Here is a 24,245-nt window from a genome sequence, read left to right as displayed (position 1 = left end):
CGTCCATGGTGTCTGACTAAAATAATTAGGTTATTTAAAGATATGAGAGAATGGCATTAAACATGATACTTGTTTTTTAAATATTTGATCAATTATCTTATGAACTATACTCACAACTATATGAGTAACCCTATTTACATACGTGCGACCACACCAATCGTTCGTGAGAATCTTACGAATTATTGAGTCGTCTTATCAAAACAAAAAAGCCTAATCCTCATTAATTAATGAGGATTAGGCTTTTACATAAAATAATATTAGGACTGATACGTTTTGAATACAAGCGATGCATTGTGTCCACCAAAGCCAAGTGAGTTACTCATCACTGCATGTAACTCGGCGTCACGTTTTTCATTTGCCACGTAATCTAAATCACATTCAGGATCAGGTGTATAGTAATTAACAGTTGGAGGCATAATCTGATCTTGTAACGCTAAGATCGAGATAATTGCTTCTAATCCACCTGCAGCACCTAATAAATGACCCGTCATTGATTTCGTTGAGCTCATCGCTAACTCATAAGCATGATCGCCAAACACCGTTTTTACCGCTTGTGTTTCGTATTGGTCATTATAAGCTGTACTTGTTCCGTGAGCGTTAATATATTGAATCGCATCAGCATTCATCTCAGCATCATCCATTGCCTGTTGCATCGCACGGGCAGCACCCTCACCTTCAGGAGCTGGTGCAGTAATATGATACGCATCTCCTGTTGAGCCATAGCCAACAATTTCAGCGTAAATTTTCGCACCACGTGCTTGAGCTGATTCAAGTGATTCTAAAATTAAGATACCAGCACCTTCGCCCATAACAAACCCATCACGATCTTGATCAAATGGACGACTCGCTGTTTTCGGATCTTGATTCGTTGTTAAGGCTTTTGAGCTTGAGAAGCCGGCAAACGACATATTATTAATTGGTGATTCTGCACCACCAGTAATCATCGTATCTGCATCGCCGCGCTCAATCACTTTAAACGCATCGCCAATCGAGTTCGTACCTGAAGCACATGCTGTTACCGTGCATGAATTAATTCCTTTTGCGCCAAACATAATTGACACTTGTCCAGCTGCCATATCTGGAATCATCATCGGTACGAAGAATGGACTCACACGACGTTGACCCTTATCTAAAAATTTCCGAAACTGCTCTTCGTAAGTAGTCATACCGCCGATTCCTGATCCAATCCACACACCGGTACGATCCGCATTGCTTTCATCAATCGTTAAATTCGCATCTTCAATCGCCATTTTCGATGCAGCGACTGCATATTGCGTAAATAAATCCATCTTTTTCGCATCACGTTTGTCCATGTAATTTCCAGGATCAAAATCTTTTAGTTCAGCTGCGATTTTCGCTGGAAACTCATCAGCGTCAACTTTTGTCACACCATCAATGCCAACATAACCATCAAGAATATTTTGCCACATTGTTTCAACATCATTACCGACAGGCGAGACTGTGCCTAAGCCTGTCACGACTACACGTCTCTTTGACATGATATTCAACCTCCTATGCTTTCACGCATCCTAGTTTTATTTACCCCATTTTAACGCAACGGCACCCCATGTAAGGCCACCGCCAAAACCTACTAATACTACTACATCATCTTCTTTTATTCTACCCGCTTTAACATCTTCTGACAATGCAATAGGAATCGAAGCCGCCGACGTATTGCCGTAACGGTCAACTGACTTAGACATTTTCTCAACAGGAATCTCTAAATTTTCTCTAGCTGCTTCCATAATCCGAATATTCGCTTGGTGTGGAATCAAGTAATCAACATCATCTTTCGTTAACCCTGCTTCATGTACCACGTTTAGCGAGGAGTCTGCCATTTTTCGGACCGCGAATTTAAACACTTCACGACCATTCATGTAAATGACATCTTCATCGGTTTGATGTAGATAAGGAATGCCTGTCCCGTCAGAACCTAACTCATGTGCCAAAATGCCACGATCTTCAGAGACATTAGAAACAATTGCCGCACCTGCACCATCACCAAATAAAACGGCTGTATTACGATCTTCCCAATTCGTGATCTTGGATAGTTTCTCTACACCAATCACAAGAATATTCTGATGCACACCCGCTTCAATAAACTGTTTTGCGGTAATAACACCATACATAAATCCTGCACAAGCTGCACTAACATCCATAGCTGGAATTTGTCTAGCACCTAGTCTGTTTTGCAACTGACAAGCCACCGACGGAAAACCCATGTCTGATGTGACCGTTGCAACTAATATCATATCTAAATCTTCGCCGTTAAGACCTGCTTCATTTAAAGCGCTAACCGCTGCTTCATATGCTAAATCAGACGTATCCATGTCATCTGATGCAATTCGACGCTCTTCAATCCCTGTTCGCGTACGAATCCATTCATCAGATGTATCCACGATCTTTTCCATATCGAAATTCGTTAAAACCTTCTCAGGCACGTAATGGCCCGTTCCGATTAATCCCGCTTTCATATCGCGTCATCTCCTAACGATTAACTTCTATCATCATATATTATGACCTGGTTCTGATTTTATCAAATTCTCTACCGATTTCAACGATTTTATTTTAAACTTAATGGCTTACGCTAAAGTTTATCCTTCTTCCTCAATCTCTATAATCGAAACATGGTCCGCTATCACATCACAATGTTCGTTAATACAAAACGCTTCATGAAAAGGTTCAAATTCCTTCGAACTGTCCTCCACCAAAGTAAAACGAGCATGTCTCGCTACCATCGCATAATAATGCCAGGATTGATCTGAATTAAGCTCATCTTTTCCAACTACCTCATGACCTGCAAGTAAATAGTAATTTACCAATTCATATCCAAAGGGGTGAAAGCACGGATAGACAAAAACTTTCATAACATGATCTCCTCACTCAACCGTCACAATTTTTTTATTTATTTTTTAGCCAAGCTTTGATACACTAAGGTGTGGAATGTATAGATAAATGAGGTGAACTATATGCGTTTAATTTCAACAGCAGTTTGGAGCTTTTTATTAAGTGCCATGATCGTATATGTAATCGGTAGTATGGCAGGTATGAGTTTCAATTTAACAGCAGCTATTGCCATTGCAATTGTCTTCACCCTAGGTACCGTTGTTCTTGGTGAAACTGTCATTACCGATAAGGAAAACTAACGGATACTCAAACGATTTCAATGATGTATACAACAATTGAGGTTGACTTCCTAGCGGTAAGTCAACCTCCTTTTTTTATGTTCCACTACCAAGGTAACAAACTCAGTGCAGCAACAAATGTTAATGGAATAATCAAACGACTTAACCCATATTGATAAGATGGATAACCATAGCCATAAGGTTCATAACCTTGATAACCATATGGACCATAACCATATTGCCGAACTGGAATGTGCGGGATATGTTGAGACGGCACAACTAAATGGACGTTTTCATCTTCTAAGTCGCATACATAACCTTCGATTTGATCGCCTGCTGTCGTTTCAAGCATGACGTGTTGATGAAGATGTTGCTGACACCATTCATATGCTGGTTGTTTCATTTCATGCACCATAATTACCTCCCCTTTCAAGTACAATGTATTCAAATTATTCGGGATATGTGCACAATAACCTATATTCGTAAGGAGGTATCATAAACGATGAACGAGATTATGGAGATTATACAATTTATTTTCCTTGGATTATTTCAAGGCTTCACTGAACCAATCCCTATTTCCTCAAGTGGGCATTTAGTCATTTTACGTTCGTTATTCGATATTGGAGAACCAGGAATTACATTTGAAGCATTTATTAATTTCGGTTCATTAATTGCTGTTGTCACGATCTATCGCCGGGATATTTGGCAGTTAATTGTGGGTAGCAGTCGATTTTTATTCAATCGTGATGAAGAAGCTAGATCAGATTTTCGCTATGCTTTTCTTCTAGTCATTGCGACGATTCCAGCCGGTTTATTAGGTGTTTTATTGGAAGATTCTATTGGTGAGATTTCAGATCGCGTCAAATTAGTTGGTGTTACACTGATCATCACAGCGATTGCATTATGGATTATCCGTAACTTTCACGGACATAAAGACGACGAGCAGTTAACGATTAAAGATGCTGTCATTGTCGGTTTTGCTCAAGCTGTCGCTCTTGTTCCTGGCATCAGTCGCTCGGGTGCTACAATTGTTGCCTCGATGCTTGTCGGAATGAAGCGGCGAGTTGCCTTGCGCTTTTCATTTTTAATGTATATACCAGTTAGCTTAGGTACAATGGTTTTCGCCGTAAGCGATGTGCTAAGTAACCCTGAACTATCTGGTCAATTTGTTCTTTATCTCATTTCCTTAATTGCAGCTATTTTATCTTCATATTTTGCACTATTGCTGTTTATTAATATAATGACAGCTGGTAAATTAAAGTATTTCGCGTATTACTGCCTTATAGTTGGTATTTTGGTGCTAATATTCTTGTAATGAATAAATCAATATAATTTAAAAAAACAACTTTCCTTAACGTTACAGTTCATCGTAAGGAAAGTTGTTTTTTTAAGTCTCTTTTGTATAAATGGTTTAATCAATAGACAGCCAAGAAAATAGAACCAATTGGGATCAATATTTATATTAAACCTTCGAGTATACTAAAAAACAGCCCAACAATGTTGGACTGTTCCTATTAATTAATCCGGGATACCAAGCGCGATTTTCGCATAACGAGACATGCGTTCTTTCGTCCATGGTGGATTCCAAACAATATTCACTTCGACTTCGTTAACTTCTGGAAGGTCAATCATTGCTTGTTTAACATCCATTTCGATCGTCGCAGCAAGTGGGCAACCCATTGCTGTTAACGTCATAGTGACTGTTGCAAGCCCTTCATCATCTAATTCGATATTGTAAACGAGACCTAGATTGACAATGTCAATTCCAAGTTCTGGGTCGATTACATTCTCAAGCGCTCCCCACAGATTCTCTTCTAAAGCTTGATCCATGCTCGAGTCCTCCTTCAAACATTCTCTATTCTATTATAAACACGTTTTTATCTTTTTTTAAAGTAAAATTAATTATTTCTATAAATGAGACATTAACCAATCTCGGAGACCTAACATCGCATCACGACTCACTTTATGGTCCCGACCAGGCTCTGAAACAAATTCCACATGTTTCGCTCCTGCTTCTTGTAATTGTCGGTAGAATTCAACCGCCTGATTATAAGGCACAACCGGATCCTCTTCCCCATGCCAAATAAACAATGGACGATCATTCAAAGCTTCAATTTGTTGTGATAAGTCAATTGTCTTCAGTTGATCTAATTGCTCTTGCAACTCTTCTTCTGTAAACGGCAGTTCAATTCCTTGTGCTTCAATACCTTTTAATAAATAATCCGCCATTTCTTGCATATTCGCAGTACCCATCATAATACCTGCAGCTCGAATTGATTCATATTGAGTAAGGGCTGCAGCAGTGGTGATGCCTCCCATACTCGTTCCAGCTACAGCAAACCGGCCTGCTTCCAATAAACCTTGGTTCGTCAACCAGGTTTCGATTTTAGCAAGATCAGTAAGATTTTGTTTCACTACTTCCCAAAAAGCAAATTGGACTTCTTGATCAGAAATATTGCGCCGACGCTCGCCGTGATGCATCGCTTCTGGCAACACGACGCGATAACCTGATTCTGCTAATAAATAAGCCAGGGGTAAGTTTTGTTCTTTAGCACTCGTAAATCCGTGAAAGTATACTATGACGGGTAAAGGCGCAACTTGTTGTGTTTGTTCATGAACGATTAATACTGGAATATCATCAATATATTTTTGGTCAATTGCAATAGCCAATGTTCGAATCCCCCTAAAATTCATTTTATAAATATAATAAGCTTTGCGCTTATAGTGGTGTTATTTTCAGTTTCATATCATGTTTGTTTAGTCATGATTGACGACTTTCATAAAGATTTTGTTTCATTCGATTTCATCTGGTTACAAATTATTGTGATATATATGTGATATTTTAACGTTAATTAAACAAAATTGAAACAGTTATGCTATAATGCAATTACTTTAAATTGGAAATAATTCTTTAGGAATTAAACGAGAATTCAAATGGTAATTCTCATCCTATGAATTATCAAACTATACTGAAAAGAGGGATGTTATGGCATCAGTTACACAGAGAATTAAACAAATTAAACAACCAAGAGGTGGATACATAAAACCAAAAGAATTTAGTGTTGAAGATTTACAGGATGATAACGTCTTATACGAATCTGAGAACATACACAGTTCCCTGGTTGGATTGGCGGTAGATTATTTAACACGATTTTTAAATGGCACACCAATTGAAGAAGCCTTTAAAATATCACTGATAGGTGCTCATCTCACTGGTAAGGATGAATTAGCGGATGATTTAATGTCTGACATAAAAGGCACTGATGAAACCTCGATTAAAAATGCCTGTAAGTTGGTTGGATTTGATGTTGTGTATAGATCAGGACCTATAGGGTATAAACCTGTAGAATCAATTAACCCTGATGAAGAAACCATTTCAAACATTAAAATTATGGTGAATAGAGGATTGAACTTTTTCGATCTGTATGGACCTATCGTAAAGGATGGATTTACTTTTGAAGGAGGATATACATCTGAGATTACTACTGGTGATGGTGATTTTTTGACAGATGATACATTATGGGATTTTAAAGTTACAAAGCAAGCACCAGAGAAGAAACATACATTACAGTTACTAATCTATTTTTTAATGGGCGTTAATTCTATCCATCTTCAATTTAATGAAATTAATAATTTAGGAATATTTAATCCTCGTCTGAACAAAGTCTATTTGTTATCTATAAATGAAATACCTGATGAGGTTATTAATGAAGTTCGTACTGATGTCATAGGATATTAATGAAGTAACCTGATAAATTTCAAACCACCTTTGCCGTTTCTATTATGTCATTAGTGTTATAGTGATTTCGATTAACGTTAAATAATGCGCTATTATTAAACAATTGTTATATCGAACATAAAAAATAGCCCCCGCAACAGCGAGGGCTTCTTTTACTTATCTTTAATTTGTTTTAATGCTTGATGTCCAAACACAGCAGCACCCGCAACTAATACACCTTGAATTGCTGCCTCAACTGTTACGCCAATAATCAGTAATGCAAATACTATACTTATCACTAATAAGATAAGTGGAATGTAACGATCGCCTAATTCAGTTTCCTTAAGAAATTTACCTAAAATCATAAGAACTGGAATGATCACTAGTGCCTCTTCAATTACATAGTCCATAATCTCCATTTTTAAAGACTCCCTTCGTTTAATGCTCTTTGTAGCGTTTCTACTACTAAACTTGGTTCACTCAATTTACCATCTACTACAGTTCCTAGATGTTGCTGTAACGCTTCGATTGTGTTGGTCCCTAAATAGCCATCTACGGTTGCATCAATAACCTTCTGTAACGCTCGGATAACAAGGCTTCCACCTTTACCGAATGTAATACCGGATACAATCTTGCCGGTCACATCGTTACGATATTGATCACTAATAACGCCATCAACTACAGTGCTTAAATACATCTGTAAGGCTTCGGTTGTTTCTTCGCCCCACCAACCATCGGTGGCAATATGAATAGCGTTTGCTTGCTCAGGTTTGTTTTCGTTTTTAAGAGTTTGACGTACATTATCCATGTTGATGCCTGGACAACTAGTCCTTGCTGACTTAAATTCTCGGTGGCCAATTACATCATTGACGTTCAAATCAAACACTTCCATTGCTCGTTTAGCACGCTTTTTAAATGTCTTTTCTTGCGCTTCAGTAAAGTCACCATTACCAACCAGGCAAATGTGATACGACTCTGTGTTATGGCCACCCACACCGTTCGTGATCACGTTTTCATCATAATTAAGCTGAAAATCGCCATCACGTAAAATAACTTCATGATAACCACCTGTTTGCCAACCTTTTGACTTCCAGTAGTCCTCGAATTTAAAAACGTCACCTTCTTCAGTAGCTGAATGGTGACGTACAATAAAGTTAACTTGATCTAATGAGCGTTTGCTGTGACCGCCCATTGTTTTTCCACGTAAATCTTGTACCATTTAAATCACTCCTTTGATTTATAAAAAAAGACTAAGCATTGATATGCCTAGTCCTATGACTGTTAAGCCAATCCCAATCAACGACAAGATCGTATTAATAAGCCAACGTCGTTGCCTTGCTTGTTCTTCCTTAAATTTTTCTAAGTCTTCGTCAACGCGCTTAGCAATATTTTTTGCTTCGTGGCTGCGCTCTTTAGTTTCGTGTAAAAGATCCATAGATTTTTCGACGTTATGCATGCGATTGTTCAGATCTTGCACGTTTGACGACACTCCTAACAATTGTTCATAGATCTCTTTAAAACCGATTGTTATTCCATTGTTTTCACTCACCATTAACCTCCTTAAAGATATTAAAAAAACGCCTCATTGGCGTTATTGCTGATACCCTATAATCGTCACGACTGTTCTTAAAAACCCTGTATTTTCGTTAGGTGCGGCATTACTAGTTGATTCTATTTTGATGTTGTAATCGTTACCTGGACTAATGATGCTTTGGATGTCCGCCGTAATCTCTTCCGCTACTGGATCACTTGATGATGGGCTCGGTGGTGTCCATGTACTTATGCCAAATAAGTCGTTGGTATCCCAATCGTTTCCTTCCCAGACATAACCAACGCCTGAATCGGCTTCTTCTACATAGTCATAATAACCGTTGCTTGATTCGCTCATCGTAATGCTTGCCTGATCAACGTTTGTCCAATTAACATTCCCACTCGATTCATAACGCGTTGGCAATGCATAGACCTTCAATTCAGCGCTAACAATTGTGAAGTTATCGGGTACACTAAAACTTGCATTCGCTCTTGGTTTAGCACCTACATGACGCACCCCGACTTGCTCATATTGAGGCATCTGCGTCACAAATTTAGATAAGACGCCACCGTTTCCAATTAACTGAGAGCCGTTGAATAATTCAATGCCATCACTGTTCATACGGATGATTAAATAACCGTCAGTATCTCTTAAATCTAGAACGCCATTACCATTTTCGGATCCACCCAAAGTAGCCGTTCCACCTTGCGCTTTATCCCAGACTAAGTTAGCAATCTTAGCGTTTGTAATGGCTCCGTTGCTCACATGGATCTCATCAATAATTGCTTCAGCAGCTAATAGCTTTTTCGTGATGGTTTGTTCTTCTATTTCAGTATCAGCATTAACTTGTAACGTTTGAGCGCTGACCTCGTTTGAATATGGTGAAGGTGTGCCATGTGTGTTAACTGTGCGAATGCGATAATACCATTGCTGATTGACCGATAACTCATGCACAAATCCTCCACCACGACCACGCCATATTAAGTTACTAGAGTCAGGTGTGAAGTCTTGCGACTGTGATGCGTATAACTCACAAGCTGCAATATAACTAGCAGCCTCATAATCCCACGTTAGACTGATTTTAGCAAAACCACCTTTGGCATTAAAATTACTCGGGACAGGCGGCTCATTATCCGAAAAGTTATCATCATCAATGCTAGGGTCGCCCGCTTGGTCCCAAATACCCGCCTTTTCACTAACCTTGCTTTCAACTTCATCTAATCGTTCCGTTTCATTATTGCGTAATATCGGTTCGCCCATCTCGACTTCAGCATCGGATAAGTCTAAAATGTTGTAACGATGTCTAAATATACGTTGTTCGGTTTGTAAATCTAATTCGCTAATATAGGCATAGGTTGTGTCACCTAGTCTCACTTTTTTGTGCTCATAGCCATATTTGTGCTCGAGCGTAATCACATCAAGCTTAATATTAACATTAGGTTCTTTGACGGTTTGCAGCTCGTTCCAAGCTTTTTCTAATAAGCGCTCTGGATCCTCCTCTTCTGAATCTTCAAATGTACCTTCTCGTTGGATTCGCTCACCATCTTTAAGCCGTCCATATTTAGCTAACGCATCAGGATCACCAACCCAATTTTGACCTAGTGGTTTATCGACTGGATCCCCATTTGCAACTGACCATTCAACATCTTCAAACGTAATGCGTCTAGTATAACCGCCATCGTCTGTTTCAAGCGATTTCCCGCGCGCATAAAGCGCTGTTTTGGGATATGACTGAATCGTTATTTCAACATTCTCGACATCAATGCCTGTTTCAAAACGATGGCCAGTATCTTCGCCACGTCTTGTTAATAAATCGATAAAACGACTCGTGATTTTTTCATCAGAGAATGTTAGCCGATCTCTTGTTTCCCCGCCCCACTCTCCAACGATTTTTTCTATTGATTTAGAAGGCGTTATATAATAGTAATTCGTTGACCCTTGTCCTAACGAATCAACTTGCCCCGCTTCATAACGCGTCTTTTCAAGTGCAACACTCAGAGCATCTTGAGCCGTGGTATTTTGAGGGCGACGGTCTTCTATGATTGTATCAATAAGCTCAATCATGCCACTTTCACATTCAGCCATTTTCTCATCAATACCATACGTTAAGTTTTTAATCACAAACAAGCGGAAAACACCGTCGATGTCTTTGACTGCAACCTGGTTTTCTTCTTTGATATGCTTAGCGTCATCATGATTAGTAGGCACTGTGAATTCAAACGTCGGCACAGTGTTCAATTCTTCTTCAAGATACGGCTCTGTAAAACGACATGTATCATCACTATCATTGTTTAAGGTTGTTAAAAGATTGTCGTCTCGATCAAACACATAAATGGATGGGCTTTCGTTCATTAAATCACCTGCCTTTGAGCATTAAAAAAGAGCCCTGATTTTGGGCTCTTACTTTAAATTGATTCTACTTTACTGATTACCTTTATTGACCCTTCTACTAATGTTTCCCATGTTCTTTCTTCTTCATTAGGTGAAGGGATTCCGTTAAAATATTTGTCCACAATCTCAAGTAACTCTTTGACACTTTTTTGATTAGCAATATCCATCCACTTCATATCTGCAGTTAGCATTCTCCGAGATCCTGATATATCTATTTCATAAATATACTTTTTGTTATGTTTTTCTGCATATTTTCTAGCAGACTCTATGTCTTCAATAAGATAAACAGAACTTAATCTTGATGGAGTGTTTGGGTGTTTTGCTTTTCTGTAATCCTCAAAAATCATTTCTTTTAAATATTGAGCATAGTTATGATCGCATTTTTGATAGAAATCTGGATGTTGAACGTTTCTTCCATACATTCCATAGATCATATCTCCATATTCAAAATTTACATTGGATAAATGGTAACTCATTTACCCACCCCCTTTTGGTGGATAATTATACCATAATCATTTCGTATAAGTGTCCTTAAAATTATGAAAATCAAATTTGAATAGATGCTTCATCAATACCCATCCTCAACAATGCTCCGATATATATACTCCATGAAAGCATAATATTATGGGCTGTTTCGAATACGGCAAGTAAAAATGTGAAATAGTGAAGGACATTAATAGATTCCATACAATTAGCATTACAATAAATAAAGTAACCTAACAAACCATAGCCTGCAATTTTCAACGTACACATTACCTGTTCATCTAGACTTAATTCATCCAAAGTTTTAACCCAAAATATCCTATAAATTATAGACAATATAACTAATGCAAATGCCGCTCTTATAATATAATCAAGTTGAACGACATCTAATGAAAATGTATTCTCCATAAATCCCCCTCCGTAAATAAGAAATTTCAACAAAGAAGAGGATTTTCCTTCATAATATTTCATTTTTTTTATTTTAAAAGCTTACCAAATCGAATAAGTCGCAAAACCAGCAATTAAGGTTGTAGAACTGATATCACTTGCTGCTACTCTTTGATTGTATTGATTATCACCTGAAAAATATAGCCTTATATGATTCTCATTTTCTCGGATCTCGCCTGAGATAGTCGTCATATTACTAGCTAAAGATATTCTTGCAAATCGTTCAAGTGAGACGGCGTTTCTCATACCACCATTTAAAAATGGTAATCCTGTAATATTTAAATCGCCCGCTATGTTACTGTCGAGCGTGTTTATATAAATATCGAACATGACGTGAACCATGTTACCTATCTTTATATACCTTCCATCGTTTCTATTGTATGTCGTACTACCAGCAACATCGGATCCCTCAAACTTAGGAGACCAACCTCCCTCTTCATAATCTTTAGAAGCGACGCTCCCCATCCCGTGCGCACCATCAGTAGCAGTTTTAGATACGTGGCTATCAAAATTCGTTTTAGCAGCTTGTTGAACATCGTCAACGTTACCTAATCCAACTTGTGACTTGGTAACACTGTGCGGATTCGACGTGTTGTCTTTGTGGTTAGTTAATTCTGCCTTATGTGCAGTAAGATTACTCGCAATATCATCCGCTTTATTATTCACTTCATTCAAAGCTAAAATGATTTTTGACTTCTCGTTCGTATTCAAATTTTCGTTGTTACCTACGCGCGCAACCAAGTCATCAAAGTCATTTTTACTGGCTTGTTGAACATTATCAACGTTACCTAGTCCAACCTGTGACTTAGTAACACTGTGCGGATTGGATGTGTTATCTTTGTGATTCGTCAATTCAGTATCTAATTGTGAAACGTCTGTTCCAACTAAACGATCTGCTTCTTGCTTGGCATAATCGCCTTGATTGTTTGCATAAGTCGCTGCATCATTAGCAGTCGTTTCTGCATCTTGAATACGCTGCTCGAATTCCTGAATGGTAATAACATTAACCATATCACCAACTTCATCGAGACTCTTTGTCACATGCATGTAGAATTTACGTTCAGACGGTGCAACTCGAATGCTTCCATCAGACTCTATTAAATGAACTTCTAAATAGTATTCACCTTCTGGCAGCAAGTCATCTGATGTAAAATCAAATGATAGCTCACCAGTATCACTTTCTAAAGTAGGGTTGATTTCTCTCAGCCGACCCGTATCATCACCAATAATGACTTCAACCGAATCATAGCTTGTTAGATCAACTAAACTCTCATCGTAGTCGCTTACAGTTAGATGAATCGAGGAACCCGTGTCGACGTTTTTAATATAATTGGTTTTGTTTAATGAGTTAATATACACTTAACCATCACCACGCTTTACTTCCATTTTTTCACGTACCTCATTTTCGCTTGTTGAGACGACTGAAGGGTATTGTAACCAGGTTCTATAAAAAACCAATCCGAAACGCTCCAGGCTAATGACGTCATTTGCAATTCGCCATTAATCGTAATCTTTTGCGTTTGAAAATTTAGCTCTAATTCATCACTGGGTTGAAAGTCATAATTGATTTTAACCTTAAGGCCGTCTTGATTTTCGACCTCATAAAAAGAAGCCGACTCACTAAACGTAACGTTAATGATCGGTCTCGTTTTGGCTGTGCCTTCGTAGTAGATCGATGATGTGCTGTTGCCAAGCGTTTTCTTGATTTGAGCACCAATCTTGTCCGGTTTGGGGCAGATGATAGTTAGCTGACCTTGGTGCTTAAAGAAATATTCGTCATCTTCACTTGAAGCTTCAGGAACACCATAATAAATCTTGCCTTTTTCGTCAGGAAACTCTATTGGAACAGGATTATTAACATCTAGAATCCCATTAACATCTTCAATTTTACGTCTTATATCCTCACGATCAGTGCCTCGAATATCTGCATCAATCGTAATTGACCTTGGGCCTCGTGTTCGCCTACGAAAATGCGAGCCATCTGTTCCTGTTAAATCCGTCATCTCGACTGTTGCATTAGTCATTCCCCTTCCTTGTATAGACTTAATTTTTAGATAAGGGTTAAGATCAATACCATTAAATAACACATCATCACCCCCTCGATTTCCGTAATCGGAAATCTTCTTTGTCTTGCACATCCGTTATATCTTCTACAAAAGCCTTAAAATTAGTGGTTGCTAACTTTAAGTTTATTATGGCAGGTTGTTTTTGTTCCCGTTCTTGGTCACCATTTGCAGCAGGGTTGTATTCTTTAGGGACGACGGCTTCACCTTGGTGTAGCATAGCTAGTCCATCTTGGGCTACAAAATTCGTACCTACATCTAATCTAGGTATATTAGGTAGATTCGGAAAGCTTATGGATCCTCCGCCCATGTCACCAGGAACCCAATCGGGTACGTTTGGTAGACTAATACTTATATCACTTATGCTGTTCAACATGCCATTTATGGCACCGATCACACCATTGATAGCGCCTTTAATAGAATCAACGATACCGTCCCACACCCAACTGGTTGTCCGTTTTATCGTGTTCCAAACGCTTGTAATCGTATCTTTGATGCCGTTAAAAACACTTGATACGCTGTAACTGATACCATTCCAAATACCTGATAAAGTCCCTTTAATACCATTCCAAACCCATGACGAAACCGATTTAATCGTATTCCAGACATTTGTAATGGAATTTTTTATCCGATTGAATACACTGCTTGCAGCATATTTAATCCCATTCCATACACCTGTAACAACTGCCTTGATACCATTCCAGACAGATGACGTTATGCCTTTAATCCACTGCCAAGCATTGCTGATTCTATCTCGTAGGAACTGAATAACCGTCTTGAATATATTTTTAATGCCTCCCCAAAATGATGAGAAGAAATTTTTAATACCATTCCACACCGATTGTGTTGTCTTTTTTATCCAGTTCCAAGCCATTGACACATTGTTCTTGAATGTTTCAATATACCACTTGAAGACACCTTTTATGCCCTTCCATAGAGATGAAAAGAAACTCTTGATACCATTCCATATCATTATCGTAGTATTTTTAATCCAGTTCCACGCCGTTATTGCTGCATTCTTAATCCATTCAACTGTTGCTGAAAAGGCAGTTTTTATCCAACTCCATGTCGCTATAAAGAATGATTTAATGGCATTCCAAGCAACGATCGTGTATGCCTTTATCTCATCCCAATAAACAACAATAAGAGTTGTTAAGGTAGCTATAATAGCTATCACGGCCACAACCGCTGCAACAATACCCAAAATAGGCAGGCTAACTGCTGTAATAGCGGGAGCTAACAGGCCAAACATCACTATCAATGGACCTAAAACTGCCATTAGTGCACCTATCACAACAATGATTACTTGAACGGGGCCTGGTAAATTCTTGAGCCAGTCAGATACTGTAGCGACAGCTTTTGTTACAGGAGGCAAAGCTTGTTCAGCTAGATCAAGAAGGATCTCGCCTAAAGGTCTTAAAGCATCACCGCTTTTTCTCAGCAAAGATCTGAATCTTTGTCCGAAAGACTCTTCTTGAGATTTTGTAATGTCTTGCATTGTGCCATCTAGATTTTTTATATTGCTATCAACATCCTGCAGAGCTAATACTGCATCTTGCTCCAGATCCTCAAACTTGGTACCGAATAACTCGACACCGACTTGATTAGCCATGGTTTCATCCATTTTTCCTAAATCATCCATAACCGCGTCGCTGACTTCTTTGACGGTAGCATTTCCGTCTTTCATATCTTCCCAAAGCTGTTTTGTCGAATCGGACATCTGACCCATAGCATCTTTCGTCCTGCTAGACCCATCCTTTATTCGAACCTGGAATTCTTTCATAACATCGTTGATATAATCTAGATTGTAGGCTCCTTCTTTTGTACCTTGTTTGAGTAGGTTGAAGTACTCTTCGGATGAGTAACCCATTTCACTAAATAGCGGGCCATACTCAGCTATGTTATCGAGCAACTCATCTGAGAAATCTAGGTTATTCTGGGACCCCCAAGCGATGATATCCATAGCTTCTTTTCCGCTGTCTCCGAACTCCTTCATTAACGTTGCTCCAGTACGTGAGATCTCGTTAACATCCGCATCCATAGTTTTTGATAATGCTAAAGCATTAGTTGTAAGTTCCTCTATATTGTCATCTGTTGCCAAATCCCCTAATTGTTTCTTAACATCAGACAAGGCACCTGCCGTTTGATCTAAGCTCTCGCCAAAACCCTTTTTATAGATGTCGTTAGCTACATCAGTGAGTTTCTCTGCCTCATCTTGCGTGACTCCTAGCTCATTTTGTATAGTACGTTGAGCGCCGCTGAAATCTTTAGCTGACTTCATGCCTAGAGCACCAATGGCTAATATGGGAGCAGTTAGATACTTCGTCATATTCCCGCCGACTTGCTTTGCTTTTTGAGCAGTTCCATCCAGCTTTTTCTGTAGGGCTTGCGTGCCTTTTTCAGCACCTTTTTGATTAATCTCTGTATCGATCGTGATTCTACCGTCTGCCATTTACTCACCACCTTCAGGCCTTCCACCAAATGCATTCACCATGTCGTCAAAGACTTGACTTCCGTCGTCGTCTTCTCGTTCAAGTGCATAAATGCGTTTTAGTTTCTTAATGCGCTTGCGCTCTTCTTGGTTATGCTTATTGGCTTTAGGAACTTCCATCGTTCTAATCTTGATGACCTGCATAAATGGTGTCTTCTCGCTCAGCCCATTTAATAGGGCAATGAACTTACGCCAATGCAACTCACCTTGTCGTTCAATAAGATCAATCCCATAGTCCATAAAAAAAGACGCGAATATGTAATCCGCATCCTTGCTCAAATCGTAGCTTTTAGGTTTATTTTGTTCAGATTCTTCGCTGGAATCTTCGGTATCTGCTTTTTCTTGAACCTTTTCTTTTGTGATAAATTCTGAAAAAATATATTCAATCGTTTCAACCTTTTGTTCTAAGGTTAGGTCAAGATCAGACCCCACTAGCATTTCAAACATTAATTCAATTCGCTTTTTATTATCTATTTTCAAATCGTCTTTCAACTCATGAATTCGCAAGATATTATCGAATGATAAGTCTAATTGGTACTTACATTCGTCAATCCAAAGTACGTCATGAAATCGCTCTGTTAGTCTCATACAATCACTTCTTCAAGTAGTAATCTTTTTTCGCTTGATCGATATCTGGCATCTTGTTATTTAGCCAATCAAGCGTGTATTCAACTAAAGGCATAAAGTTGAGCGTTGAACGCCCGCTTGCTTCATAGATTGGCTCAAATGCGCCTTCACCGAAAAAACCATCTGTAAATCGCTTCAGAAATTCAACGCCTTCTTGCTCAAGTTTTTCAATTTCTTTTTCAGACATGTTTCCAAGATCATTTTGTTTTTGAGCATATTTTTCTGCGTCTTGTTGATAATCTGTTGCAAGCTTTTGATAACGTTTTAAGCTCTCGTCGTCGTAATAAAGCTTAAAGATATGGCCATTGATATCGATCTCATCAAACGGCTGTTCAAAATTAAAATTAAGTTGCGCCATTGTCTTCCTCCTTAAATAAAAAAGGACGGCTATAAACCGTCCTCTATGCAGTCGTTGTAACTGTAATCAAGTCGCTCTTCTTAGATTCATAAGTGTCACGATAAGACGTCAAATAAAACTCGTATTCTGTTTCTGGGTCAAGATTCTCAACCGTTAAGGTTTCAGTTGAAACATCATCAATTTGAACACCATCTTGATACACGTAATATCCGTCAGCTTGGCTAACTTCGTCCCAATTTAAATCAACAGACGTTGACATGACATTGCTAGAAGTTAGGTTGACGGGCGCTTTAGGGTCCAGGTGTGTATTCGGGTTTTTTATTGAAGTGAATTTCGAACGAAATAGCACCTTTTTCGCCTGCTGCGCCACCTGGTCCAACAATATTAGCGATTGTACAAGGCCCTTCGAATGTTGCGCCATCAGGTAACGTTAATCGGAAGTTTGTGCGACGCGCAGGACCGACTTCAACTTGCTTTGAGAAAATGAAGTCTTGCGCAGGATCACCATAATAACGATGACCTTCCACACTTAGTATTAATTGGGCTCCGATAACATCCGTTTCAGCAAAACCTTTCCCGTCGAAATAACGATCTTGCGCTTGCTCTTCATTTGGATCCGCCTCCATTGTATTAATCCCTTTGGCAAGGGTTTTAAAGCTCTCTGTGCTATCTGGTGATGTATCAATTTCTAATTTATTTTCATACTGCAATAGAAAACTCATTTAATTCCCTCCTTTAATGTGCAATTCAGCCTCAAATTGGCACGTCCACAAAACGCCAAAACTCGTCTTTTGAACAAAGTTCGGTGTGTTAGTGCACTGAATTGAGACCAAATTAAAAGAGCCATCACTAGACGTGACCGCTCCGTTTGATAGATTATCGTATTCACTTAATAACTTCTCAATCATGCTATACGCTTCAGCATTACTCTGGTGATGAACTAATACTTGAAAGCTAAATGGATAGATTTTACCTTCATCCATATAGCGATCATCAATTGTGTTAGGGCTAGGCCTGATGGCTATGCTGTCACCATCTTCTATATATAGCCCTATCTGAATAATAGAAGGTGTGAACGATAACGATTCCATATGCGCTTTAACTTGATTTAAAAAATCCAATATCACACCTCCTAAAATAAACTTCTGAATGCTTTTTGAGCCACGTTAAGCCAATCTTTTTTGTGATTAGCTTTAGCTGCTTCATACCATAAACCTTGAGCGTTAGGGTTGTCGTCTTTGCTGAAATCATATTGTGGATTGTAATACAATTTTTTAGCATAAGGCGTTTCCCAGCTGACTTGACCGGTCCCTGGATCAGTTTCTCTTACGCCACTGTCCCTTAAATTTTTAGTATCCATTGGCACATAGTTATTACTATCCTTTAAAACTTGTGTATCTAACACGAATTGAGCTTTATCTAGCGATTTGGGTAGCTTTTCTTTGGTGCTTTTGAGATCAATACTAACCTTGAACATCTAAATCACTTCCAGTTCCAAGTGATGGGGTGTTTCTTTAAACGCTTTTAACACATTTACTCTAGTAACCTCTCGTTCGTTTACTAAGTCGCCTGGTTTAGCATCGATTGGGAAATAAGATGAATTCTTATAATCGATATAAACAACATCATTCGCTTGTTTACCCTCGCTGTCCCCGCTTCTGTTCATAGAGCTGACAGGCTCGACGCGAACGTTATTGATAGTTTGTTTGTCGCTATAAGAATCGTCCCAGCCATCATTACTGTTTTTAGATTGATACTGAATCGAATCTTTTAATAGCATCTTGGGAATCGGTCTAATAGAAGGCACGTTCTATCACTCCCAATCCAGTATATAAAAGACCTGTTGGTCTTAGATGCTCTATTGTTGACGGACTAACACGATCAGCTTGCTTATTCTCTGATTTACCACCTTTACTAAACGTAAAATTACCAGTCGCAAAATTAGAAAAATCGTCCCCTGCATCTAGCAGTTCTGGTCCATCATTTATTTGATAAAACTCTATTTGTGCTGCAGTTGCTTTTTTGACTTGTTCTTGGATAAACGAGGGTAAGCTTTCAAAATCAGTTTGAGCGATTTTATAACCCGTTACTTGATCTATTACATCACTAGCTCGCTTCGCATAACGATCAAACTCTTGTTCATCATCAAGATTCAAGCCGTTAAAGTCTTCGTCGTAATACGTCTTATCAATATAGGGCATGCCTTACACCCCTTTCATAATAAAAAAGAAGGAAGGCTTATTTGCCCTCTTTCTTACTTTCCTTCTTAGCTTTGTCGAGGTCTTTTTGTGCTTTCTCTAAGTCTTGTTTAAGTTGCTCGTTTTCTTCTTTTACTTCGCCAAGCTCTTGATTCAAATCTTGAGCTTTTTGAGCAGCGTCATCTTTTTCTTCGCTAAGCTTTTGATAAGCGTCTTGCAACTTATCAAATTCAGCTTGACTAATCGAGCCTTCTACTTGCTCTTCAACCACTTGCCCATTTTTATCAATTTCTTTAAAACCTTTTAATTTGAGCTCTTTTTCTTTTAACGAGTCATTCGTTTGAATGACCGCGTTTTCTTTTTTAAGTTTTTTCATCGTCTATCACTCCTTTAATCAATTTAGGCTGCAGGCGCTTCTGCAGATAGCACAATACCGTCCGCTTTGTTCTTCATAACAAACAAATCATGGTACATGCGGTTTTGGTATAAGTAACCATCACCTTGCGTGTGCGCGCCTGGCTCAAATAGATAGATAGAATTAATCTTCGTTTTAGCCACAATAGAGCCACGGTTAACAATAATCCAGTTAATGTTTTGACCAGTAGCTGAAAAACCTGTTGTGAAATCGTGCTCAGTGCTGAAACGTTCTGCGTCCCAAACTTCAACTAACTGAACGCCATCTAGTGATGTGACACGAGTTTCAATCGCCGTACCACCATTTTGCACTTGGATATTACGAGTGAATTTATCAGAACGTTCTAATCCATCCATCGCTGAGCTTGATAGATAAGCTACTAGATTGTTCGGACCATATTTACGAACTTTAAGAATGTCTGACTTCAAACGATCGTAAACGTCGACACTACCTACTGATTCCTCTGTATTATTACCGTCAGAAAGTGCTCTTGTTGCTATTTTAGAGAAACGATAAGCGTCAACTTCAGGGCCTGCTTTCTCATTTAAGAAGGTGCGCGTGATATTACCTGCGCTAGCAGCTTGATTGGACTCATCTACATCCATGCGATCAACAAAGAATTCAACATCACGATCGAATGATAGTGTGTATGGCTCGTTTGTTGTATCAACTTCACCACGGTTCCAACCACCGTTACGACTGTGGTCTTGATAACCTGTAACACCTACAGTTGGGACATGGAACGTTTGAGCTCCCATCCAGTTAACGTTAGGTGTTTCTAAAACATTTGTTAATGTTGCTTGCTTAACGACTTGGTCTAATTCCTGACCATATTTTTCTACTAAATTAATTGCGTTTGGCATTGCAAATCATCTCCTTAAATTTGTTATTCTTGCGTTCCACCTTGCAGAGCACTCAGGAAGCTATCTGAGCCTCCCTGTGGGTTTTGGTGATCACCTGTTGAGTAGTTCGGATTACCGTCACCGCCGTCCTCACTTTCGAATAGATAAGGCTCATTCTCTTTAAGTGAATTAAGCTGCTCATCTAGCCCTTTCAAGTTATCCTCTTCTAACTTGATCGTGTCCATATCCAATAGAGCCTTGACGGCTTTCGGATTACGAACATTTTCAGACGTTAGCGTCTTATCTAGCGCGTGATCAAACGCTTGTTGTTGCAATTGTTGCTCGTACTCGTCTTTCGTTTGCTGATTTTGCGTCTTCAAATCTTCTAGCTGCTGCGTTAACTCTTCATTGCCTTGAGCTTTTTTGCTCAATTCGTCAAGCTGATTATCACGCTCTTCAACTTGTTGCTTATAGTCCTTAGCTTCCTGTAATTTCTCATCAAACTTCTCTTTCGGAATATAAGAACCGTCACTAACAACAGCAACTTTCTCGTCTCCAGCTTTTTCAACGACTTGATTGTAAAGCTCTTCACCTAGTAACTCTTTTAAATCTGGCATTTATAATCGACTCCTTGTTTATGTTTTTTAGCGTGTCACACCTCACGCCGAAGGTTCCGCTTAGTTTTACCCCAAGCCTTTAAAAAGGGCATAAAAAATAAGCTTGTTTACCGTCTGTTGCTTAAAGACCAGTCCTTTAACCGAGACCAACGGAGATAGCGGATCACCTCCTAACTAACCAAAATACTGTGGTTTGTCTTGCTTTTCTTTCTGCTTGTCCATCATGATTTGATGCATAGCATGTTCTAAATCACTCACACGCTTTTCTAGTTCTTCGATTTTCTTGCTTTTAGACAAAGCATCACCCCCTTAAGTTAGCTGTTCACGGCCATAACGACGTGTTCGACCTGTTTTATCCATAAAGTCTCGCATTGCTTTCTGACGTTCTCTTACTTTTTCCTCTGCAAAGTGAACGCCTTGACCATCACCAATCTCCATTAACATCGACTGTTCTCGTTTAGCATGACGTATTTGACGTTCTAAATAACGTTGCTTTTGTCGGTTCTCGTAAGCTTGCTTGTTCTTATCTTTATCAATTGTGTTCTGACTTTGTTTGCTCATGCCTTCAAAATAAGGGTATTTAATATGGCCACAATTAACACCAAACAATCCCGCCGCCTTACCGTAACTGGTACTCGATAGGGCAGGATACTTATCATGATTACCACTCCGACTAAATATGCGCCCTTGATAATCCGCACAAAGCGGTCTTGCTCCCATATGTTGTGATATTTCAATTAAATCAACACCGTATTCATCCATCCGAGCGTCTTGCATATTGTTAGCCACATCATTGCTCATGGTTCGATTAATCATTCCGACATAAGCTTCTGTGCTCCAATGTTTACCGCCTTTATCAACAAGTGCCGGAACACCTCGACTCGACCAGTCCGAAACCACTTGCCTTAAAGCCGTCTTTGGTGTCTGTGTTCCGGCTAGTACATTGGATGTTGTTCGATTAATTATATCTAAATAAGCTTGATCAGCTTGATTTAACATGGTTGTATTAACTAAATTCAATTTATCTTTAGCGTTACCGACGATATTTTCAGCGATTTGCAAAAGTGTTGAACTTTCTTTGGCTGGACCTGGTTTATTATCAAGAGCACCTCGTTCATAAGCGTCCATCATATCATTTTCTATTTCATCAACGCCTTTAAAACCCGCTTCTCGAACCATTTCCCTAATACGTTTAGATGCTTTCTCAGAGTGCTGAGAAATAGCACGAATGTTAATGTCACTCAAGCCCTCCGAATCCTCTTCTAACTGTCTTTGCCAATCTCGTATACGCTCTAAATCTCCACTCTCTTCAATATCCTCAATCGTGTCTTGACCCTTAGCTAAGCGCTTGCCAATGTTTTTGAGCATGTCATCTTCCATATCTAAGTAAACTTCGACGACTCTTCTCGCAAATTGTTCAAGTTCTTCACGATCCATGGCTATTCACCACTTCCACCAAAGAAATCTAAGCTTTCGTTGGTTGCCGTTGCGTTTTCCTGGTTAATCTCATTCAACCATTCTTGCGCTTCATCATCAGTCAAACCATAATAACGCATAATGGCTCGCTTTTTAGGAATTAATTTGTTTTGGAGCTCTTGTGACAACCTTGCAATCTCGGCTGTTTTGTCCTCAGCAATAGCATCATCAAATGCAACACTTGTCTCAAATTCACTAGGCACCTTAAATAATCGAAACGTGCGTCCTAAGTAAGCAATAATATCAATAAGCTCTTGTAAAGCTGACTCAATGACGGTCTCATGTGCCTTCTTCGACTTAAACGTCTTAGATTGCTCGCTGACAACCTCAGTCGCTGTTTTCATGCTCTCGCCATCAAAGCTAAATGTACCTGAACTGAACCCTGTCTGCATAGCTAATAAATTAAGCATGCTGTTGATCGCGCTGATATGTTCTTCAACTCTTAATTCAACGGTTAAATCTTCAATTTTACTATCGCTATTATCGCCAAATTTAAACGCTTCATAAGACTCGTCATTCGCATCAAAATAACGATGCATTTCACCAGTGTTTGGATCAATAACCGACTTAATCATTTCAGAAGGTACAGCAATTCGCTTTTTACCTAACCTAAACTCACGATTAAAACTATCGAACATGGTGTCAATTTGATTGATCGTATCGAGCGCATTGGCATATAGGCTAATGCCTAACGGACTGTGCATGTCAAAGTTATTCGCCACGTTCGGCTTGATATGGACAAACATAGCTTGATGGTCAAAACGACTAAAGCGTATCTCTGGTTCTAAACCTTCAAACACTTCATCAAGATTAACTGTAATACCTAATTCGGCTTGATTATCTGAGCGATGCAGCGTGTTTTGTATCACATATAAATTGCCTTCCCATGTATGCCATTCTAAGTGTGTGTACCAATACTTGCCCTTCTTAAATTGGTTAGGGAAAACCGCTTCAAAGACCCCGCGATTATTCCAGGAAAGAGGGATGAATGACTTAGCATCAACAAACGTTAATTTAATCTTGTCGTTAGCAACATAAGGTTTAATGACAAGGCCACCTAAAGCAAAACTGTACTCTAAATAGTCTTGAAAGTTCTTGTTGAATTTGTTGTTCTTTTTAATCTCTTCAATGACCTTCGAAAATTCGTTATCACTGATATTGATATCAACTTTCTCATTAAACACGAGCGAAGCCATTTCTTGAGAAACGGTTTTCGGAATGTTTAGGGTCAACATGCGCCGTGTTTGCTCGCCTTTTTCGATTGTGTGATATTTCAAATTATGAAAATCGTCAGCATGATAGCCTTTATAAAGCGCATCCCAAAAATCAATTTGATTATAGAACTGCTCGTCTATGTCAATTTGCTTATGCTGCGCTATCTCTTTAACACCTTTTAAAATGCCCAACTTATACATCACCTCTTTCACCTTCTGGATAAAGTTCTTGATCATCTATTGTCACCA

At 39.0% G+C, this 24,245-nt stretch carries 32 protein-coding genes; 3 read left to right on the top strand and 29 right to left on the bottom strand.

The window, feature by feature from the left end:
• Positions 1–257 precede the first annotated feature (257 nt).
• From fabF to ACKXGF_RS05235, 3 genes are all read right to left on the bottom strand, one after another.
• Positions 258–1,499, bottom strand: a complete 1,242-nt coding sequence (gene fabF / locus ACKXGF_RS05245) for a beta-ketoacyl-ACP synthase II (RefSeq protein ID WP_411955168.1) — start codon at positions 1,497–1,499, stop codon at positions 258–260.
• Positions 1,500–1,535: 36 nt separating this feature from the next.
• Positions 1,536–2,474, bottom strand: coding sequence for a beta-ketoacyl-ACP synthase III (locus tag ACKXGF_RS05240; protein WP_411955167.1), 939 nt, complete (start codon positions 2,472–2,474; stop codon positions 1,536–1,538).
• A 120-nt stretch (positions 2,475–2,594) separates the two neighbouring features.
• Complete coding sequence (locus ACKXGF_RS05235; RefSeq protein ID WP_411955166.1) at positions 2,595–2,867, bottom strand: hypothetical protein; 273 nt, start codon at positions 2,865–2,867, stop codon at positions 2,595–2,597.
• Between the two features lie 102 nt (positions 2,868–2,969).
• Here ACKXGF_RS05235 and ACKXGF_RS05230 point away from each other — a divergent pair, with 102 nt between their 5' ends.
• Complete coding sequence (locus ACKXGF_RS05230; RefSeq protein WP_306977464.1) at positions 2,970–3,146, top strand: DUF2929 family protein; 177 nt, start codon at positions 2,970–2,972, stop codon at positions 3,144–3,146.
• Positions 3,147–3,231: 85 nt separating this feature from the next.
• On the opposite strand, the gene ACKXGF_RS05225 is transcribed toward ACKXGF_RS05230, so the two are convergent.
• Positions 3,232–3,540 (bottom strand): hypothetical protein, encoded by a 309-nt coding sequence (locus ACKXGF_RS05225; RefSeq protein WP_411955165.1) that lies wholly within the window; start codon positions 3,538–3,540, stop codon positions 3,232–3,234.
• Positions 3,541–3,627: 87 nt separating this feature from the next.
• Between ACKXGF_RS05225 and ACKXGF_RS05220 the strand changes: the two genes are divergently transcribed.
• Complete coding sequence (locus ACKXGF_RS05220; protein WP_411955164.1) at positions 3,628–4,440, top strand: undecaprenyl-diphosphate phosphatase; 813 nt, start codon at positions 3,628–3,630, stop codon at positions 4,438–4,440.
• Positions 4,441–4,643: 203 nt separating this feature from the next.
• On the opposite strand, the gene ACKXGF_RS05215 is transcribed toward ACKXGF_RS05220, so the two are convergent.
• Both ACKXGF_RS05215 and ACKXGF_RS05210 read right to left on the bottom strand, forming a co-directional pair.
• Positions 4,644–4,955 carry a metal-sulfur cluster assembly factor gene (locus ACKXGF_RS05215; RefSeq protein ID WP_167263236.1) on the bottom strand — a complete coding sequence of 104 codons (312 nt, stop codon included), beginning with the start codon at positions 4,953–4,955 and terminating at the stop codon, positions 4,644–4,646.
• 78 nt (positions 4,956–5,033) lie between these two features.
• Positions 5,034–5,795, bottom strand: a complete 762-nt coding sequence (locus tag ACKXGF_RS05210) for an alpha/beta fold hydrolase (protein ID WP_411955163.1) — start codon at positions 5,793–5,795, stop codon at positions 5,034–5,036.
• Positions 5,796–6,111: 316 nt separating this feature from the next.
• On the opposite strand from ACKXGF_RS05210, the gene ACKXGF_RS05205 reads away from it, so the two are divergent.
• Positions 6,112–6,864 carry a hypothetical protein gene (locus tag ACKXGF_RS05205; RefSeq protein WP_411955162.1) on the top strand — a complete coding sequence of 251 codons (753 nt, stop codon included), beginning with the start codon at positions 6,112–6,114 and terminating at the stop codon, positions 6,862–6,864.
• Positions 6,865–7,016: 152 nt separating this feature from the next.
• Here ACKXGF_RS05205 and ACKXGF_RS05200 read toward each other — a convergent pair whose 3' ends face one another.
• From ACKXGF_RS05200 to ACKXGF_RS05090, 23 genes are all read right to left on the bottom strand, one after another.
• Complete coding sequence (locus ACKXGF_RS05200) at positions 7,017–7,262, bottom strand: phage holin family protein (RefSeq protein WP_411955161.1); 246 nt, start codon at positions 7,260–7,262, stop codon at positions 7,017–7,019.
• 2 nt (positions 7,263–7,264) lie between these two features.
• Positions 7,265–8,062, bottom strand: a complete 798-nt coding sequence (locus ACKXGF_RS05195; protein WP_411955160.1) for an N-acetylmuramoyl-L-alanine amidase — start codon at positions 8,060–8,062, stop codon at positions 7,265–7,267.
• A gap of 18 nt (positions 8,063–8,080) precedes the next feature.
• Positions 8,081–8,392 carry a hypothetical protein gene (locus tag ACKXGF_RS05190; RefSeq protein WP_411955159.1) on the bottom strand — a complete coding sequence of 104 codons (312 nt, stop codon included), beginning with the start codon at positions 8,390–8,392 and terminating at the stop codon, positions 8,081–8,083.
• A 42-nt stretch (positions 8,393–8,434) separates the two neighbouring features.
• The gene (locus ACKXGF_RS05185) at positions 8,435–10,726 is read right to left on the bottom strand and encodes a phage tail spike protein (protein ID WP_411955158.1); all 2,292 of its coding nucleotides are present in this window, start codon (positions 10,724–10,726) and stop codon (positions 8,435–8,437) included.
• Between the two features lie 53 nt (positions 10,727–10,779).
• Entirely contained in the window at positions 10,780–11,241 is a 462-nt protein-coding gene (locus ACKXGF_RS05180; RefSeq protein WP_411955157.1) for a DUF2441 domain-containing protein, read from the bottom strand.
• Between the two features lie 70 nt (positions 11,242–11,311).
• Positions 11,312–11,656, bottom strand: coding sequence for a hypothetical protein (locus ACKXGF_RS05175; RefSeq protein WP_411955156.1), 345 nt, complete (start codon positions 11,654–11,656; stop codon positions 11,312–11,314).
• Between the two features lie 81 nt (positions 11,657–11,737).
• Positions 11,738–13,054: a hypothetical protein gene (locus ACKXGF_RS05170; protein ID WP_411955155.1), complete on the bottom strand. Its 1,317-nt coding sequence runs from the start codon at positions 13,052–13,054 to the stop codon at positions 11,738–11,740.
• A 17-nt stretch (positions 13,055–13,071) separates the two neighbouring features.
• Complete coding sequence (locus ACKXGF_RS05165) at positions 13,072–13,782, bottom strand: distal tail protein Dit (protein WP_411955154.1); 711 nt, start codon at positions 13,780–13,782, stop codon at positions 13,072–13,074.
• 4 nt (positions 13,783–13,786) lie between these two features.
• The gene (locus ACKXGF_RS05160) at positions 13,787–16,210 is read right to left on the bottom strand and encodes a phage tail tape measure protein (RefSeq protein WP_411955153.1); all 2,424 of its coding nucleotides are present in this window, start codon (positions 16,208–16,210) and stop codon (positions 13,787–13,789) included.
• Positions 16,211–16,837 carry a Gp15 family bacteriophage protein gene (locus ACKXGF_RS05155; protein ID WP_411955151.1) on the bottom strand — a complete coding sequence of 209 codons (627 nt, stop codon included), beginning with the start codon at positions 16,835–16,837 and terminating at the stop codon, positions 16,211–16,213.
• 4 nt (positions 16,838–16,841) lie between these two features.
• Positions 16,842–17,234 (bottom strand): hypothetical protein, encoded by a 393-nt coding sequence (locus ACKXGF_RS05150; protein WP_411955150.1) that lies wholly within the window; start codon positions 17,232–17,234, stop codon positions 16,842–16,844.
• Positions 17,235–17,277: 43 nt separating this feature from the next.
• Positions 17,278–17,583, bottom strand: a complete 306-nt coding sequence (locus ACKXGF_RS05145; protein WP_411955149.1) for a fibronectin type III domain-containing protein — start codon at positions 17,581–17,583, stop codon at positions 17,278–17,280.
• On the bottom strand, positions 17,525–17,956 hold the full coding sequence (locus tag ACKXGF_RS05140; protein WP_411955148.1) for a phage tail tube protein: 432 nt from the start codon (positions 17,954–17,956) through the stop codon (positions 17,525–17,527). The genes ACKXGF_RS05145 and ACKXGF_RS05140 overlap by 59 nt, the downstream gene beginning before the upstream one ends.
• Positions 17,957–18,355, bottom strand: coding sequence for a minor capsid protein (locus ACKXGF_RS05135; protein ID WP_411955147.1), 399 nt, complete (start codon positions 18,353–18,355; stop codon positions 17,957–17,959).
• Between the two features lie 11 nt (positions 18,356–18,366).
• Positions 18,367–18,711 (bottom strand): minor capsid protein, encoded by a 345-nt coding sequence (locus tag ACKXGF_RS05130; protein WP_411955146.1) that lies wholly within the window; start codon positions 18,709–18,711, stop codon positions 18,367–18,369.
• On the bottom strand, positions 18,712–19,041 hold the full coding sequence (locus tag ACKXGF_RS05125; RefSeq protein WP_411955145.1) for a putative minor capsid protein: 330 nt from the start codon (positions 19,039–19,041) through the stop codon (positions 18,712–18,714).
• A complete protein-coding gene (locus tag ACKXGF_RS05120) occupies positions 19,028–19,435 on the bottom strand; it encodes a hypothetical protein (RefSeq protein WP_411955144.1) in 408 nt (135 codons plus the stop codon). The genes ACKXGF_RS05125 and ACKXGF_RS05120 overlap by 14 nt, the downstream gene beginning before the upstream one ends.
• Before the next feature lie 37 nt (positions 19,436–19,472).
• Positions 19,473–19,808: a hypothetical protein gene (locus tag ACKXGF_RS05115; protein WP_411955143.1), complete on the bottom strand. Its 336-nt coding sequence runs from the start codon at positions 19,806–19,808 to the stop codon at positions 19,473–19,475.
• 23 nt (positions 19,809–19,831) lie between these two features.
• Positions 19,832–20,710 (bottom strand): hypothetical protein, encoded by an 879-nt coding sequence (locus tag ACKXGF_RS05110; protein ID WP_411955142.1) that lies wholly within the window; start codon positions 20,708–20,710, stop codon positions 19,832–19,834.
• Between the two features lie 23 nt (positions 20,711–20,733).
• A complete protein-coding gene (locus ACKXGF_RS05105) occupies positions 20,734–21,306 on the bottom strand; it encodes a phage scaffolding protein (protein ID WP_411955141.1) in 573 nt (190 codons plus the stop codon).
• Between the two features lie 174 nt (positions 21,307–21,480).
• Positions 21,481–21,603, bottom strand: coding sequence for a hypothetical protein (locus tag ACKXGF_RS05100; RefSeq protein WP_279588361.1), 123 nt, complete (start codon positions 21,601–21,603; stop codon positions 21,481–21,483).
• A gap of 12 nt (positions 21,604–21,615) precedes the next feature.
• On the bottom strand, positions 21,616–22,743 hold the full coding sequence (locus ACKXGF_RS05095; protein WP_411955140.1) for a phage minor capsid protein: 1,128 nt from the start codon (positions 22,741–22,743) through the stop codon (positions 21,616–21,618).
• A gap of 2 nt (positions 22,744–22,745) precedes the next feature.
• Complete coding sequence (locus ACKXGF_RS05090) at positions 22,746–24,233, bottom strand: phage portal protein (protein WP_411955139.1); 1,488 nt, start codon at positions 24,231–24,233, stop codon at positions 22,746–22,748.
• Positions 24,234–24,245 lie beyond the last annotated feature (12 nt).

Source organism: Alkalibacillus sp. S2W (assembly GCF_046764385.1).
In the GTDB taxonomy this organism is placed as follows: domain Bacteria; phylum Bacillota; class Bacilli; order Bacillales; family Alkalibacillaceae; genus Alkalibacillus; species Alkalibacillus almallahensis.
The sequence above is the reverse complement of the archived record's forward strand: the minus strand, read 5'-3'. Positions and strand labels throughout refer to the sequence as shown.

Coding starts and splice junctions, on each gene's coding strand:
- fabF (WP_411955168.1), bottom strand. CDS start 1,499: ATGTCAAAGAGACGTGTAGTCGTGACAGGCTTAGGCACAGTCTCGCCT.
- ACKXGF_RS05240 (WP_411955167.1), bottom strand. CDS start 2,474: ATGAAAGCGGGATTAATCGGAACGGGCCATTACGTGCCTGAGAAGGTT.
- ACKXGF_RS05235 (WP_411955166.1), bottom strand. CDS start 2,867: ATGAAAGTTTTTGTCTATCCGTGCTTTCACCCCTTTGGATATGAATTG.
- ACKXGF_RS05230 (WP_306977464.1), top strand. CDS start 2,970: ATGCGTTTAATTTCAACAGCAGTTTGGAGCTTTTTATTAAGTGCCATG.
- ACKXGF_RS05225 (WP_411955165.1), bottom strand. CDS start 3,540: ATGGTGCATGAAATGAAACAACCAGCATATGAATGGTGTCAGCAACAT.
- ACKXGF_RS05220 (WP_411955164.1), top strand. CDS start 3,628: ATGAACGAGATTATGGAGATTATACAATTTATTTTCCTTGGATTATTT.
- ACKXGF_RS05215 (WP_167263236.1), bottom strand. CDS start 4,955: ATGGATCAAGCTTTAGAAGAGAATCTGTGGGGAGCGCTTGAGAATGTA.
- ACKXGF_RS05205 (WP_411955162.1), top strand. CDS start 6,112: ATGGCATCAGTTACACAGAGAATTAAACAAATTAAACAACCAAGAGGT.
- ACKXGF_RS05200 (WP_411955161.1), bottom strand. CDS start 7,262: ATGGAGATTATGGACTATGTAATTGAAGAGGCACTAGTGATCATTCCA.
- ACKXGF_RS05195 (WP_411955160.1), bottom strand. CDS start 8,062: ATGGTACAAGATTTACGTGGAAAAACAATGGGCGGTCACAGCAAACGC.
- ACKXGF_RS05185 (WP_411955158.1), bottom strand. CDS start 10,726: ATGAACGAAAGCCCATCCATTTATGTGTTTGATCGAGACGACAATCTT.
- ACKXGF_RS05180 (WP_411955157.1), bottom strand. CDS start 11,241: ATGAGTTACCATTTATCCAATGTAAATTTTGAATATGGAGATATGATC.
- ACKXGF_RS05175 (WP_411955156.1), bottom strand. CDS start 11,656: ATGGAGAATACATTTTCATTAGATGTCGTTCAACTTGATTATATTATA.
- ACKXGF_RS05160 (WP_411955153.1), bottom strand. CDS start 16,210: ATGGCAGACGGTAGAATCACGATCGATACAGAGATTAATCAAAAAGGT.
- ACKXGF_RS05155 (WP_411955151.1), bottom strand. CDS start 16,837: ATGAGACTAACAGAGCGATTTCATGACGTACTTTGGATTGACGAATGT.
- ACKXGF_RS05150 (WP_411955150.1), bottom strand. CDS start 17,234: ATGGCGCAACTTAATTTTAATTTTGAACAGCCGTTTGATGAGATCGAT.
- ACKXGF_RS05140 (WP_411955148.1), bottom strand. CDS start 17,956: ATGAGTTTTCTATTGCAGTATGAAAATAAATTAGAAATTGATACATCA.
- ACKXGF_RS05130 (WP_411955146.1), bottom strand. CDS start 18,711: ATGTTCAAGGTTAGTATTGATCTCAAAAGCACCAAAGAAAAGCTACCC.
- ACKXGF_RS05120 (WP_411955144.1), bottom strand. CDS start 19,435: ATGCCCTATATTGATAAGACGTATTACGACGAAGACTTTAACGGCTTG.
- ACKXGF_RS05115 (WP_411955143.1), bottom strand. CDS start 19,808: ATGAAAAAACTTAAAAAAGAAAACGCGGTCATTCAAACGAATGACTCG.
- ACKXGF_RS05110 (WP_411955142.1), bottom strand. CDS start 20,710: ATGCCAAACGCAATTAATTTAGTAGAAAAATATGGTCAGGAATTAGAC.
- ACKXGF_RS05105 (WP_411955141.1), bottom strand. CDS start 21,306: ATGCCAGATTTAAAAGAGTTACTAGGTGAAGAGCTTTACAATCAAGTC.
- ACKXGF_RS05095 (WP_411955140.1), bottom strand. CDS start 22,743: ATGGATCGTGAAGAACTTGAACAATTTGCGAGAAGAGTCGTCGAAGTT.
- ACKXGF_RS05090 (WP_411955139.1), bottom strand. CDS start 24,233: ATGATCAAGAACTTTATCCAGAAGGTGAAAGAGGTGATGTATAAGTTG.